The sequence below is a fragment of the uncultured Nitrosomonas sp. genome (assembly GCF_902826915.1).
Lineage (GTDB): Bacteria > Pseudomonadota > Gammaproteobacteria > Burkholderiales > Nitrosomonadaceae > Nitrosomonas.
In genome coordinates this window covers 19,648-33,887 of sequence record NZ_CADEGP010000026.1, presented here as the reverse complement: position 1 = coordinate 33,887, position 14,240 = coordinate 19,648, and the positions used below count along the sequence as shown (strand labels likewise).

The following is a 14,240-nucleotide window of genomic DNA, read 5'->3' as shown; positions in this document are numbered from 1 at the left end:
CAGGCTACACCGCTTTCTCCTCACTTGTCATACACCAGAAATAATCATAGCTCACTTCGCATGTCTATAACCTTAAGTGTGATTAATCGAGTATTTACTTGTATAATGCAAGTAAGTTTATCTTATGAACTTGTTAGTAGCAAGTGACTATAAAGCTATTACGTGATTCATTTTTTATCATAGAGATTAATGACCGATGGTTGATCATGACGAACAAAACCACGAACGATCTTGCTGCCCGATAGCTTGTGCGTTGGATCATTTAGGAGATAAATGGACTTTGTTGATTATCCGGGATTTGTTGTTGGGTAAAAAACGCTATCAAGAATTCCTGGAATCACCGGAACAAATTGCTACTAATGTATTGGCGAATCGGCTTAAAAAGTTGGAGGCTGTCGGTATCTTAACGCGGCAGATATATCAGAAAAAACCGATACGATACGAATATGTGTTAACAGCAAAAGGGGAAGATCTGCGGCTAGTATTGCAGGCTCTAGCGGAATGGGGAAAGACCTATTATCCAAGCGCAAAAGCTTTTATGGCGCATGTGTGAAATTGTAGTCACCCATTCTGTATCCAAAAGCACCCCGCAACAAACTCCGGGGTGCTATATAGGATAAATTATACGGTGGGATTCGGTTTCTCACCAGCGTCACGGTTTTGCGTTGCAGCAATATTGTTTTCTAATGTCATAACTCGGGATTCCAATCTTGCAATTAATGCCTTGGTTTCAGGAGATTCCATTGGAAATTGCGGTTTAGCTGCAGAGGAGTGAATTTCCAGAGCTTCGACACGTGTTTGTAGTTGTTCGGGAAGTTTCTCTGTCTCGGGGCCTGCAAGGTGCGTAAACTCTACGCTATCTTCATAAGGTTCACGTGTGGTGCCCGTTGCCTTGATAATGGCACCTGCGATCAGGCCGCCAACAATCGCGATGATAAGCGTTATCATTATGCCATTAAACTGCGCAATCGCAATTCCTGGAACTATCAGGAATGCACTGAGACCGCCAAGTAATCCGGGCATTCCGTGTAAATTATGCACGCCGCAGGTATCCACGATTTTAAATTTTGACTCCAGTAACGGTTGCAAAAATACATACCCTAAGACGGAAAGCGCGCCAGCGAGCAAACCGATGCCGAAGGCTCCGGTAGGAGACACTACATCGCAGACAGAACCGATAGCTACACCACCGGCCAATGCAGCATTGGCCATATCGACCATGGAGGTTTTGCCATTATGCAGTTTAGAACTTAGGAAATAAGTGGCGATAGTTGCACCTGATAATGCTAACAAGGTGTTGACTACGGTTTGTGGCATGTTCTCCAGTGGCACAAGTGCAGTGGCAAAACTGGGCCAGAACAACCACAGCACCATGGATCCCAACATGGCAAAACGGTCTGACGTATGATCTGATTCAATTAGTTTGCTGCGTTGATACTCAGTAGTTAAAACAATTGACATACTCAACCCAAAATAGGCGCCGAAAGCATGGATGACAACCGAGCCTGCGGTATCCTGGAACCCTGTGGTATAGCCGAATGCATCATCAAGCACAATCCATTCGTTCAATAGATAAAGTGGAACAACTAACAATGCCAGCAAAGCATACTGAAACACGCGTAAACGACCCAATACTGCACCCATGGCGATAAGGGCTGTGGCAACGGATAGCTCGGCAAATAACAGCGAATCAAGCGTATGAGGCGATAACTGGTGCCCAAAAATGCCATTTGCACGTAATAGAATATAGAGAGGGAGTCCTACCGCAACAACCAGATAGGTGCCGGTTACCGCACCAAAGCCATAACGGCGCACAAATACCATTAGAAAACCAAAGCCAATTAACAGCATGGCCAAAATATGAATAATGTAATTATATTGTGCGACAATACGCGCTTCACTTAAAACGGGAGTTTCTGCACTGACTAAGCTGCTGAAACTCAGAAGCAACAGACAGATTGCTCCTGATATTATCGAATTAAAGCTTTTATTCATGTGATTCTTCCTTATTTTAGTGATTTCTCGGGTTAATCCTCGACGAGATCCAGAGGAAGGGGTGTAGGATGTTAAAATTATAAAAACCCCATCGAGAGTGTGAACTTTAATTACCTTAAAGACAATAGGGGTTAGGGAAATAATTAAATATTGCGTCACACAAACCCGGCGACACAGAAGATTAAGAACTACGTGTAGTAATATGAATTGCTAAAATATTTCGGAGATGATTTATAAATAATTATCAAATAGATATGAGATAACAATTTATGGACTAACGGAAAATGTTGCGATGTATACCCGCCTTTAAAGCCTGAATGGCATCTTCTGTGTTACTCACAATCTGGCGATGCGGACAAAAGATATTTTTGGAAAGTTCGCGTTGTGCATTAAATTGTTGCACCAATTCGAGTCTTTGCCACTCGGATATACGCGGTTGGATCCAAGTTTTATCATCTCTTCCGAGTGCATACAGTTTTCTCTCGCTAGTAGCGCAACGTATGCCTTCGTAACTAACATTGAGAGCGCCTGCAGATGATTTGACGACTAAAGTAAAGCGGATAACGCCATCTTCACCAATATTAATGGAAGTTGTATCAATCAAATAATGATTACTGGAGACAGCACCCGTATCGAATTCCATCAAGTTTGTGGTATCCGGATAAGCGGGAAGTTGTGTTAATTGCTCGATCCATGGCTTGTCGCTTTCGAATTGATCCTTGAAAGGTGGTTTGGCGCAGGCAAACAACAAAATACAGAGTAAAATGTAAATTCGTTTCATGCACCGAGTAAGTCTTGCAACAATGAGGTGCGGATATCGTTGTCGACGGCATCAATCGTTGCTTGATAAGCGGGATGATCAACACCGATACTTAATGCTGCACCTTCCTGAAGTGCTTGAATCATATCAGGGGTGAGCTCAAAGCGAAGAAAATGAACCGCTGAAGTTTTTTCGCTATTTTCCCGTTCAAGATCCTCGTCAGCGATTGCATATACCGGTGTATGCTCAGCAATTCTGATCCACACTTTATCTTCTATACCGATTAGATCGGCCAATTTAGCGGCACGTACTGCAGGATCCGGGTATTCAATTAACATCGTAGCCTTCCAGTTATGTCCATCGGGAATCAACGGGGTGTATGTTTCAAGTTCGTGCATGATTTCATCTTCTTGAAAAATGCGCTCAACATACAACATTTCCTGGATTTGATAGCGAATAGTTAAGGCGTCTTCGAATATAAGGGTGATATTTTCTCCCAGCGGAATTTTTCGCATTTTTTTATGCGCCATCACCTGGACGCGAAAATCATTGCGGATTTTGGCATATGCTTCCAGTGTCAGTAGGTCATCGCGGGTAATTTTAGTCATGTATTTTTCAGTAGAAGTGGATTGGGTAATCGGCGTAAGGTCATCAGCCGATTGGGGTGTGGGGTCAGAGCCGTAAGCCATGCGCAACAAAGTTAGCGGGTGGAGCTTTTGTGCCTTGCTTTTACCGATACCTTGCTTAATATGCCGCGCAGCAATGGCGCAATCCGAACTGATGTAATCCGGATCGGAAGCAGTCATTTGTTTGAAAACGGGGCGGCCTATTTTCATAGAATCCGCAAAGTGCTCACTTTTTACCCCCCAGGTTCCATCATGTCCTGAGCAACGTTCGACAGTATTGATGATTGTTTCCGGAATAAGCTGCAGTATATCGCGCGTTTTTTTTCCAATGTTTTGTACCCGTTGATGGCAAGGAATATGATAAGCCACAGTGCCGAGAGGTTTCTTGAAATCCGTTCTGAGCAATTTATCCTGATTTCTTAATACCAGGTACTCAAATGGGTCAAACATCGCAGCAGCGACGGCCTGAACTGCTTCATCTTGCGGAAATAATAGGGGCAATTCCTTCTTGTACATTAATGTACAAGAAGGCACTGCGGTGAGAATGGCATATCCTTCTTGGGCTAATTTTAGTAAATGCGGGATATTCTCGTTTTTAAGTTTTTCTACCGTCTCCAAATCACCCAATTCCAGTTTGGGCATTCCACAACACGCCTCTTTTTCTACCAGGTAAGTCGGGATTTCATTATGCTCCAGGATTTTTAACAAGTCGTGTCCAATGCTGGGCTCGTTATAGTTGATGTAACAAGTTGCGTAAATTGCAACTTTTCCAGGGGTTCGCGTGCCGTTAATAACGGGAAAATCTACGTTGGGTTGCGCGCGTGAGCGGAATGTTTGGGTTGCGTATTCAGGCAGTTTTCTGTCGGCATGGATGCCTAACATACCATCCATTAATTTCCGTGCAACGGGCGCTTTATTCACTGCATTAACGGTCTGAACCACGACAGGAATCGTGGCCAACTTACCCATCAAATCGGTATTTGAGAGTAATCTGTCACGAAATCCTGCACCTTTGTGTTTATATTTGACTGCTTTTGCACGCAGCATTAAATGCGGGAAATCAATATTCCATTCATGTGGCGGCACATAAGGACATTTGGTCATAAAACACATGTCGCAAAGATAACAGCGTTCAACCACTTCCCAAAACTGGTTTTTATTGACGCTATTCAATTCGCCTGTGGTGCTTTCATCAATCAGATCAAACAGGCGTGGAAAGGCTGTGCATAAATTAACGCAGCGCCGACATCCGTGGCAAATATCGAAAACCCGCTCCAATTCTTGGTTCAAGCTGGCTTCATTATAAAAATCGGGATTCTTCCAATCGATTGGATGACGCTTGGGTGCTTCGAGACTTCCTTCGCTGATGGTCATGATCAATTTTGCGTATCAAAAAATTCAAATAAAGCAACACAGGGGCCTATCCAGATCGAGTTTGATTAAACCCCTGTGGATTCTAACTAAAGCAACGAATCAGTCAGCTAAACTATCTAATGCGCGTTGAAAACGATTCGCATGAGAGCGTTCGGCTTTGGCTAGTGTTTCAAACCAGTTGGCGACTTCATCAAATCCTTCATCGCGTGCTGTTTTGGCCATGCCGGGATACATGTCCGTGTATTCATGTGTTTCACCTGCAATGGCCGTTTTCAGATTGTCGCGTGAAGCTCCGAATGGCATGCCAGTAGCTGGGTCGCCGCAATTTTCCAGATATTCCAAATGACCATGGGCATGACCGGTTTCACCTTCCGCAGTAGAACGAAATACAGCAGCCACGTCATTTTGTCCTTCTACATCCGCTTTAGCCGCGAAATATAAATAGCGGCGATTGGCTTGAGATTCTCCGGCAAAAGCGGCTTTCAGATTGCCTTCAGTTTTAGATCCTTTAAGTTCCATTATTTTCTCCTTTTTAAATTAACATGTAGTTATATTTGATCTCGATGAAAAGAATGTATTTATGTAATGCACAAAACCGAGACTAGTTGATAAAGGAAGATATGAGGTAATAATTGTGGCACCCTGCCAACACTTCTTTCAATTTATTCAGAACATGGTGAGTGTGCATAAATACAAAATCCGATCCGTTCACGGAGACTATCGAAGGGCTTGTGGATTGTCAACTATCTACCAATAGATCGGTTGCGAACAAATAAATTATCCAACTGACTCTTGATTCAAATTTATGTTATGCATAATCTACCTTTTTTGAGTAAAGCGTTGCAACAAATTTTGCTGAAATTTGTTGCAGGTCTACATTGTTGTAAAATCATTTAAAATTAATTGCAGCATCTTATTTAGCTGCTATCCTTTGGTTCAGTGAGTTTCACATTTTCATTTTTGCCGATAATCCCTTTGTTTAATCATTGCATCAATTAATCCAGAGTATGCCATCACTTCCTTATTGGCGCCTTTCCGGCTTTTATTTTTTCTATTTTGCTTTTATTGGTGCTTTTGCGCCGTATTGGAGTTTATATCTCCAGTCACTGTCATTTAGCGCATTGCAAATTGGTATTTTGATGTCCTTATTGTTAGTTACGCGTATTTTTTCTCCAGCTGTCTGGGGATGGTTGGCGGATCATACCGGTAAGCGAGTTTGGGTTGTGCAGATCGCAGCAATAAGCGGTTTTGTGAGTTTCTGCGGTTTTTTTGCAGGAGAATCATTTGCTTGGATTTTTGTTGTCATGCTGATGATGAGTTTCTTTTGGAGTGCTTCATTGCCGTTGATGGAAGCGATTACATTGTCTCATCTGGGAGATTATACCGATAAGTATGGACGGATTCGTTCCTGGGGATCGGTTGGGTTCGTTGTGGCAGTGATTGGCATTGGTTATTTATTGGAAGTAATGGAAATTATCTGGCTGCTTTGGATTCTGTTGGGGCTTAAACTGGGTATTGTAATTTTTTCTTATCAAATCCCTGAGAAAGAAATTATGCACTATGCCACGGGATTACTTTCGATACGACAGATATGTCTGCGCCCGGAGGTTATGGCATTTTTGTTATCCAGTTTAATGATGCTGTTTGCGCATGGCGCTTACTATACGTTTTTTTCCATTTATCTAGTTGAACATGGCTATGACAAAGGGTTTGTCGGATGGTTATGGGCGATCGGCGTAATTTGTGAAATTGGAATTTTTTTTATCATGCCGTGGTTGATGCAACAATTTCGATTGAAGCATATCCTGATTTTCAGTTTTGCTTGTGCCATACTGCGTTTTGTGTTGATAGGTCAATATGTCGAATGGCCAGTGATTATTGTCATAGCACAGGTTTTACATGCAGCGACCTATGGAACGCATCACGTTGCAGCCATGATGGTGATCCATCAATTTTTTCAGGGGCGCCATCAGGCGAAGGGTCAAGCGATTTATACCAGTATCGCCTATGGAGTGGGGGGGGCTTTGGGAGCGGTATTCAGCGGTTATACCTGGGATTGGTTGGGTGCGGGTAACACATTCTTTATGAGTGCTGCTGCAGCGCTTGCGGGTTTGATGCTAATTGCATGGAAAATGAAGCCATTTAATCACTGATAAGCGATAGCGTGGTTAGTTTGTTGAATTGGTAAACTTTATGGGATAATTGCGCGTTACGTTCGATTTTATTTTTTACTGATGCAAACATTATACGACAAGCTTTGGAATCAACATCTGGTGCATACTGAATCTGATGATCCGGGTAGTATGGCATTAATTTATATTGATCGTCATTTAGTGCATGAAGTAACTAGCCCGCAAGCGTTTGAAAGTCTGAAGCTGGCTGGGCGGAAGCCTTGGCGTCTTAATTCTATACTCGCGGTTGCAGACCACAATGTTCCGACTACCGACCGCAGTCAAGGTATTCAAGATCCCATTTCTCGCTTGCAAGTCGATACACTAGATCAGAATTGCGATGAACTGGGAATTACTGAGTTCAAGATGAATGACTTGCGTCAGGGCATTGTACATGTGATTGGTCCTGAGCAAGGCGCTACGTTGCCAGGTATGACGGTGGTTTGTGGCGACTCGCATACCAGTACGCATGGCGCATTTGGATGCTTGGCTTTTGGGATTGGTACCTCGGAGGTTGAGCATGTATTAGCCACGCAATGTCTATTGATGAAGAAGTCTAAAACCATGCGCATCTCGGTGGAAGGCAATTTGGGGCTAGGGATTACTGCCAAAGATATTGCTTTAGCGATTATCGGTGAGATTGGCACTGCAGGTGGAACTGGCTATGCAATTGAATTTACTGGCAGTGCTATCCGCGCGTTATCGATGGAAGGAAGGATGACGCTGTGCAATATGGCGATTGAAGCCGGTGCGCGTGCTGGGATGGTAGCTGTGGATGATACCACCATTGATTACATTAAAGGGCGGCCGTTTGCTCCCAAAAACGAATTATGGGGTAGCGCTATTGCATTCTGGCGCACACTGCGTAGCGATGCCGATGCTGTATTTGATCGAACAGTGACGTTAGACGCGACGCAGATAAAGCCTCAGGTGACTTGGGGCACATCTCCCGAAATGGTGACAACAATCGATGGAATCGTGCCTGACCCTGCGCGTGTTTCCGATGAAGTGAAGCGACACGATATGCAACAAGCGTTAAACTACATGGGGCTAAGCGCCAATACTCCGATTCAGCAAATTAACCTGGACAAGATTTTTATCGGTTCCTGCACCAATTCACGCATTGAAGATCTGCGCGCGGCGGCACAGATTGTCAAAGGGAAACATATTGCGGCTAATATCAAGCTGGCGCTGGTGGTTCCAGGATCAGGCTTGGTCAAGAAACAAGCCGAACAAGAAGGGCTGGATCAAATTTTTCGCTCAGCTGGGTTTGAATGGCGTGAACCGGGTTGTTCTATGTGTTTAGCAATGAATGATGATCGATTGATCGCGGGTGAACGCTGTGCTTCAACCTCAAATCGAAATTTCGAAGGCCGTCAGGGCCCTGGTGGCAGGACGCATTTGGTTAGCCCTGCGATGGCCGCTGCTGCTGCAATTGCAGGACATTTTGTTGATGTGCGCAAACTGAGTAACGAATAATGGAAAACAGTTTTTTTGCTGTGCATGAACAGCAAGTACACTTGGTCAGATACGATATAAATTAATGGAAAAATTTGAAACAATTACAGCGCTGGTGGCACCTATGGATCGAGCTAATATTGATACCGATGCCATCATCCCGAAGCAGTTCCTCAAATCAATTAAACGCACCGGTTTTGGTCAAAATCTATTTGATGAATGGCGATATCTGGATCATGGCGAGCCAGGCATGGATTCATCGCAACGTAAAATAAATCCGGCGTTTGTGTTAAACCTACCCCGTTACCAAGGTGTGCAGATATTGCTGGCACGTGCAAATTTTGGCTGCGGATCAAGTCGTGAACATGCTCCTTGGTCACTCCAGGATTACGGTTTTCGCGTTATTATCGCCCCTAGTTTTGCGGACATCTTCTTTAATAATTGTTATAAGATTGGTTTGTTGCCGATTGTTCTGGACGCGGCGATATTGGACTACTTATTTGAGGAAGTAAAATCAACAGAAGGGTACCGATTGACGGTAGATCTTCAGAATCAAAAGGTCATCTCTCCAAAAAGAGAAGAATTTACATTCGAGATTGATATTTTTCGTAAACAGTGCTTACTCAATGGCTTGGATGATATTGGCCTAACCCTGCAGCACGCTGAAAAAATTAATCAATTTGAGCAGAAACGACGTAATGAACAGCCTTGGTTGTTTATGTAAGTGACCGTGTGAAAGTGGGATAAAATGAAAATTGCTGTATTAGGAGGCGATGGTATTGGGCCGGAAATTGTTGCTCAGGCCGTGCGTGTATTAGATGCGTTGAAAACTGATGGTCTGGGTATTGAATTGGAATACGGATTGATCGGAGGCTGTGCAGTTGACGCCACTGGAGAGCCGTACCCTGATGTGACCCATCGATTAGCCAGTCAGGCGGATGCAGTTCTCTTGGGCGCTGTTGGAGGCCCGCAATATGATGCTTTGCCGCGCGAGCAGCGTCCTGAGCGTGGTTTGCTTGCGATTCGCAAGAAGCTTAATTTATTCGCTAATTTGCGTCCCGCAATGCTTTATCCAGAACTCGCCAATGCCTCTAGTTTAAAATACGACATAGTTGCCGGTCTTGATATCATGATCGTGCGTGAATTGACCGGCGATATTTATTTTGGCGAGCCGCGCGGGATTGAGATCCGTCATGGAGAGCGCGTTGGTTTTAATACCATGATCTACAGTGAAGCAGAAATACGCCGCATCACACATGTTGCGTTTCAAACGGCGGCTAAGCGTCAAGGTAAATTGTGTTCCGTAGATAAAATGAATGTATTGGAATGTACACAATTATGGCGAGACGTTGTCACTGAGGTTGCTAAGGAATACCCGCAAGTGGCTTTATCGCATATGTTGGTTGATAATGCTGCTATGCAATTGGTTCGTAATCCAAAACAATTTGACGTCATGGTCACCGGAAATATGTTTGGTGACATATTGTCTGACGAAGCCTCCATGTTAACAGGATCCATTGGTATGTTGCCTTCAGCTTCCTTAGATGAGAATAATAAAGGATTATATGAACCCATTCACGGTTCGGCGCCCGATATCGCTGGGAAGGATATAGCTAATCCGCTTGCGACAATACTATCAGTAGCTATGATGCTGCGTTACACATTCAATCAGGAAGTGGCGGCAAAGCGCATAGAAAATGCGGTTAAAAAAGTTTTAGCGGCGAGCTACAGGACAAAAGATATTGATGAGGCCGGCATGAAATCTGTAGGCACAAAAGCCATGGGGGATGTGGTTTTGGCAATGCTGTAATTATACTTAATGACAAATTAATGCATGATTAGGAAATAAAGGCGTAATTAATGCATTAATCATTTTGTATCATTTTATAAAGTAAGTTAATATTTATGCAGTTTTTTATTTGATTAACGGATTGTCAATTCTAGAAAAAGAGATAAGCAATGAAGCAAGTTGGTTTTGTGGGTTGGCGTGGGATGGTTGGATCTGTGCTAATGCAGAGAATGCGAGAAGAAGAAGATTTTTCTCTGATCGATCCTGTTTTTTTTACAACTTCACAAAAAGGTGGCGTAAGCCCTGAAATTGGCAAGGAGGCGCCTCCGTTAAAAGATGCCTTTGATATTGATCAACTGAGCGCAATGGATATCATTATTTCATGTCAAGGTGGGGATTATACGCATCAGATTTTTAAACTGTTGCGTCAATCGGGTTGGCAAGGATATTGGGTTGATGCCGCTTCAGCATTGCGCATGGAGAAAGATGCCGTGATCATATTGGATCCGGTCAATAAACCTGTGATTGAGCAGGCCCTTCATGATGGAGTAAAAAATTATATTGGTGGCAATTGTACAGTTAGCTTGATGTTAATGGCGGTTGGCGGTCTTTTTGAAAAAGGCATGGTGGACTGGATGAGCGCCATGACTTATCAAGCCGCATCGGGTGCCGGGGCCAAAAATATGCGTGAGCTGTTGCAGCAAATGGGTGAGGCACATCGAGTGGCGAAGGATTTGTTGGATAATCCTGCTTCCAGTATTTTGGATATTGATCGTGAAGTTGCTGGCACATTACGTGATAAAAAATTTCCAACTGAAAATTTTGGTGTTCCGTTAGCGGGCAGTTTGATTCCCTGGATTGACAAAGAAGTTGCTAATGGACAAAGTCGAGAAGAATGGAAGGGACAAGCCGAAACCAATAAAATTCTTGGAACAAGCGACCGAGAAATTCCTGTGGATGGTATTTGTGTACGTGTTGGTGCAATGAGGTGCCATAGCCAAGCGTTAACCATCAAGCTAAAACAAGATGTACCATTAGATGAAATTGAAGAAATTATTGCAAATTCAAATGATTGGGTTGAAGTGGTTCCCAATGAGAGAGAGGCAACTACCTCACAACTAACGCCAACGGCAGTAACGGGCACTTTATCAATACCGGTAGGGCGATTACGCAAACTGACAATGGGCGGTGAATACTTATCTGTTTTTACCGTGGGCGATCAATTACTTTGGGGTGCCGCAGAACCATTGCGCAGAATGTTGCGCATACTGATTGCACACTAAATATCTTTATATCGATATCCTGAATACAATAGTCGAATGTAGTATCTTATATTTCGAGTTTAATCTTTCGTTACATTAACGAATATTGGTAGATAGAACCAGCAACTTGAAGAACATATATTTCACACCTTACATATATTGTGAGGTGCTTTAACTAATTATGGGTTTGTTTGATTAGCCTGTAATTTGAGGCGTAATCGCAATTAGTGTGATTATGTTGCAATACTAGTCTTTCGATATTTATTTCCAAAAAACTAGAGAGGGTACTTCGGTGTATAAAACATCTTTTAAAGTAAGCTTGTTTGCAATTATTCTGATGTTGCCATGGGTTGCTGTTCAAGCAGCTGGACTCGGTAAATTGACACTTAACTCTGCGCTGGGGCAACCTTTTAGCGCTGAAATCGATATCGTATCGACCGATACTGATGAAATACCATCTCTAAATGCTAGTGTGGCTACTCGCGAAGCATTCGCGCAAGCCGGTATAAGCTATGAATCTGTTTTGTCAGCTTTCAAAGTTTCAATCGAAACGAGAGCAAATGGTAACTCTTATATTAAATTGACTTCGCCGCAAGCGGTTAATGACCCATTTTTAATGTTATTGATGGAGTTAAATTGGTCTTCAGGACGCATTTTGCGGGAATATACCGTTCTACTTGATCCTGTTGAATCACCAGCACAAAATCTGGGGGCAGCCAATACAAGCTCTCCACCTATAGTTGGTGCATCAGGATTTGATGCAGAAAGATCACCGCGCATCGAAAATGATAATCCAATTACAAATTCGGTTCAATCAACTGCCGATACATCCAGTCGATCCAATAAGACCTATGGTCCAGTTAATCGAGGTGATACCTTATCATCGATTGCGAGTCAGGTATTACCCGCCGGTGTCGATCTTAATCAAATGCTGGTAGCGCTTTATCGTGCTAATCGCGAGGCTTTTATCGCTAACAACATGAATTTACTTAGGACAGGCGTGATTTTGAAAGTGCCTGAGATGAATGAAATAACAGCAATTGATTCATCAGCCGCAAGAACCGAAATAAAAACACAAATAGCAGATTGGCGTAATTACAGAGAGCGGTTGGCAGCAATTAGCCAGGAATCCTCAGCACCTCATACAATCAGTCAATCAGATCAAGGTCAGATTACAACCAGCACTGATAAGAAATCCACATCTGCTCCCGATACCCCCAAAGAGGTTCTGAAACTATCCAGCGGAGCACAGTTACTTGACACAGATGGTCAGATTGCTGAATCTACACTGGTTGATCGTCTTCGTATGATGGAAGAGGATGCGATTGCGCGAAATCTTGCATTAAAGGAAGCGAATGAACGTGTAGCTATGCTGGAAAAGAGTGTTGAGAACTTGAAACAATTGCTAGAGCTGAAGGATTCGGTATTAGCGCAGGCACAAATTAAGGCGGAATCAGTTCCAACATTAATTAGTAAACCAGAGTCACAAGTTCCGGCAGACGAGGTTTCGGTTGCCGAGAACGTAGCTTTGGACTCTGTGTCTGTGCAAGAGGAGACAACGATAACTCAACCAGCTACAGAAGCACCTGAAGTCAATGATGCGCCTTCTGCGATACCTGATGAAGAAGCTGGTCAATCATTGATTGATCAGGCATATGATTATATCGAATACATCGGTGCTGCTTTAATTGTGCTGTTGTTACTTATTTTATTGATTCTTAAAAGACGCAGAAATCAATCACACGACGATGAAGAAATAGAAGAAAATAATGAAGAAGATTATTCTTCAGCAATGCGTTCTCGAATAGCCTCAATGGCTGCTGCCAAAGCTGCGTCTGTTACTGAGGAAGATCAATCGTCATCTGGAAATTTGGATCATGACCAATCTTTTCAAGGTGCGGACTCTTATTCTCGAGCCGAAGAGTTAGAGGAATTTAATAGAGATCCTGATTTGCCTTACGAAGATAGCGCCGAACATGCTTTGCAATCTGAGTCTGAAACTGAGTCGATTACGGTGTCGCAGGTTGGCGCTGAGACATTTCCGGAAGATTCACAGATTATTGATAGAAACTTAAAAGAAGATTTTGCGGAAGAATTTAATCAATCGATTGATTCTACTGAAGATAAAGATTCTTCCGGATTTGCAAATCAAATTGATTTTGATTTGAGTGATGAAGTTGATGAAATCGCAGCGAAAGGAAAAACTGAATTAAAGGATGCCAAGCAAATAAAAGAAGCTGAGAATGTTTCTGATTATGCGGTAGAGATTGACTTTGATGAACCAGAACAACCGCCTGCTGCTGTCAATTCAAGTGATAAAACTGCAGAAAAGAATAAGGACGATTTTGAGTTTTCTCCTTCAGAAACTGATTTGACAGATAAACAAAACCTAAATGAAATTGAGATTCCCGCATTCAGTGATGATAGCAGCACTGATTCAGGAAAGTCTGCACTCGATAATGATCCTCTGGAGTTCGATCAATCTCCAGATATTGCACAAAATGATAAAGAATCAAATTTGTCAGCGATAGCTCCTGAGATTGATTTGGCCGCTATTAATTTGGATCTAGAAGATTCTGGCACAAGCGATGACAAAGTTAAAAAGGAAGATTTAAGCACTCAAAGTGAAGCATGGCAAGAAGTTGAGACCAAATTAGATTTGGCAAAAGCATATCAAGAGATGGATGATAAGGAAGGCGCCAAAGAAATGCTTGAAGAAGTCATCCGAGACGGTGACGCAAAGCAAAAGAAAGCTGCGAAGAAAATGTTAAAAGGTATGTAATGATTATTATCTAGTTTGTTGCA

Annotated in this window: 11 protein-coding genes; 7 read left to right on the top strand and 4 right to left on the bottom strand. The window is 42.9% G+C overall.

The features are described 5' to 3' along the window. Nucleotides 1–196 precede the first annotated feature (196 nt). Nucleotides 197–553 carry a helix-turn-helix domain-containing protein gene (locus QZV86_RS06495; RefSeq protein ID WP_295625191.1) on the top strand — a complete coding sequence of 119 codons (357 nt, stop codon included), beginning with the start codon at nucleotides 197–199 and terminating at the stop codon, nucleotides 551–553. Nucleotides 554–621: 68 nt separating this feature from the next. Here the strand turns inward: QZV86_RS06495 and QZV86_RS06490 are convergent, their stop codons facing one another. The 4 genes from QZV86_RS06490 to QZV86_RS06470 all read right to left on the bottom strand — a co-directional run bounded on the left by QZV86_RS06490 (nucleotide 622) and on the right by QZV86_RS06470 (nucleotide 5,274). Then, entirely contained in the window at nucleotides 622–1,995 is a 1,374-nt protein-coding gene (locus tag QZV86_RS06490) for an ammonium transporter (protein WP_295625190.1), read from the bottom strand. Between the two features lie 274 nt (nucleotides 1,996–2,269). Then, nucleotides 2,270–2,776 (bottom strand): CNP1-like family protein, encoded by a 507-nt coding sequence (locus tag QZV86_RS06485; protein ID WP_295625189.1) that lies wholly within the window; start codon nucleotides 2,774–2,776, stop codon nucleotides 2,270–2,272. Next, a complete protein-coding gene (locus QZV86_RS13805; protein ID WP_366925691.1) occupies nucleotides 2,773–4,755 on the bottom strand; it encodes a DUF3501 family protein in 1,983 nt (660 codons plus the stop codon). Before QZV86_RS13805 ends, QZV86_RS06485 begins: the two co-directional genes overlap by 4 nt. Nucleotides 4,756–4,854: 99 nt before the next feature. Next, the gene (locus tag QZV86_RS06470; protein ID WP_295625188.1) at nucleotides 4,855–5,274 is read right to left on the bottom strand and encodes a rubrerythrin family protein; all 420 of its coding nucleotides are present in this window, start codon (nucleotides 5,272–5,274) and stop codon (nucleotides 4,855–4,857) included. Between the two features lie 488 nt (nucleotides 5,275–5,762). Here QZV86_RS06470 and QZV86_RS06465 point away from each other — a divergent pair, with 488 nt between their 5' ends. The 6 genes from QZV86_RS06465 to QZV86_RS06440 all read left to right on the top strand — a co-directional run bounded on the left by QZV86_RS06465 (nucleotide 5,763) and on the right by QZV86_RS06440 (nucleotide 14,217). Beyond that, the gene (locus QZV86_RS06465) at nucleotides 5,763–6,908 is read left to right on the top strand and encodes an MFS transporter (protein WP_295625187.1); all 1,146 of its coding nucleotides are present in this window, start codon (nucleotides 5,763–5,765) and stop codon (nucleotides 6,906–6,908) included. An 81-nt stretch (nucleotides 6,909–6,989) separates the two neighbouring features. After that, nucleotides 6,990–8,405, top strand: a complete 1,416-nt coding sequence (leuC, locus tag QZV86_RS06460; RefSeq protein WP_295625186.1) for a 3-isopropylmalate dehydratase large subunit — start codon at nucleotides 6,990–6,992, stop codon at nucleotides 8,403–8,405. 64 nt (nucleotides 8,406–8,469) lie between these two features. After that, on the top strand, nucleotides 8,470–9,108 hold the full coding sequence (gene leuD / locus QZV86_RS06455; RefSeq protein ID WP_295625185.1) for a 3-isopropylmalate dehydratase small subunit: 639 nt from the start codon (nucleotides 8,470–8,472) through the stop codon (nucleotides 9,106–9,108). 24 nt (nucleotides 9,109–9,132) lie between these two features. Next, complete coding sequence (leuB, locus tag QZV86_RS06450) at nucleotides 9,133–10,194, top strand: 3-isopropylmalate dehydrogenase (RefSeq protein ID WP_295625183.1); 1,062 nt, start codon at nucleotides 9,133–9,135, stop codon at nucleotides 10,192–10,194. A 149-nt stretch (nucleotides 10,195–10,343) separates the two neighbouring features. Then, nucleotides 10,344–11,456, top strand: coding sequence for an aspartate-semialdehyde dehydrogenase (gene asd, locus QZV86_RS06445; RefSeq protein ID WP_295625181.1), 1,113 nt, complete (start codon nucleotides 10,344–10,346; stop codon nucleotides 11,454–11,456). 271 nt (nucleotides 11,457–11,727) lie between these two features. Continuing rightward, the gene (locus QZV86_RS06440; protein ID WP_295625179.1) at nucleotides 11,728–14,217 is read left to right on the top strand and encodes a FimV/HubP family polar landmark protein; all 2,490 of its coding nucleotides are present in this window, start codon (nucleotides 11,728–11,730) and stop codon (nucleotides 14,215–14,217) included. Nucleotides 14,218–14,240: the final 23 nt, after the last annotated feature.

What these genes read in the sequence shown, in the direction of transcription:
- QZV86_RS06495 (WP_295625191.1), top strand. Translation starts at nt 197, where the DNA reads ATGGTTGATCATGACGAACAAAACCACGAACGATCTTGCTGCCCGATA.
- QZV86_RS06490 (WP_295625190.1), bottom strand. Translation starts at nt 1,995, where the DNA reads ATGAATAAAAGCTTTAATTCGATAATATCAGGAGCAATCTGTCTGTTG.
- QZV86_RS06485 (WP_295625189.1), bottom strand. Translation starts at nt 2,776, where the DNA reads ATGAAACGAATTTACATTTTACTCTGTATTTTGTTGTTTGCCTGCGCC.
- QZV86_RS13805 (WP_366925691.1), bottom strand. Translation starts at nt 4,755, where the DNA reads ATGACCATCAGCGAAGGAAGTCTCGAAGCACCCAAGCGTCATCCAATC.
- QZV86_RS06470 (WP_295625188.1), bottom strand. Translation starts at nt 5,274, where the DNA reads ATGGAACTTAAAGGATCTAAAACTGAAGGCAATCTGAAAGCCGCTTTT.
- QZV86_RS06465 (WP_295625187.1), top strand. Translation starts at nt 5,763, where the DNA reads ATGCCATCACTTCCTTATTGGCGCCTTTCCGGCTTTTATTTTTTCTAT.
- leuC (WP_295625186.1), top strand. Translation starts at nt 6,990, where the DNA reads ATGCAAACATTATACGACAAGCTTTGGAATCAACATCTGGTGCATACT.
- leuD (WP_295625185.1), top strand. Translation starts at nt 8,470, where the DNA reads ATGGAAAAATTTGAAACAATTACAGCGCTGGTGGCACCTATGGATCGA.
- leuB (WP_295625183.1), top strand. Translation starts at nt 9,133, where the DNA reads ATGAAAATTGCTGTATTAGGAGGCGATGGTATTGGGCCGGAAATTGTT.
- asd (WP_295625181.1), top strand. Translation starts at nt 10,344, where the DNA reads ATGAAGCAAGTTGGTTTTGTGGGTTGGCGTGGGATGGTTGGATCTGTG.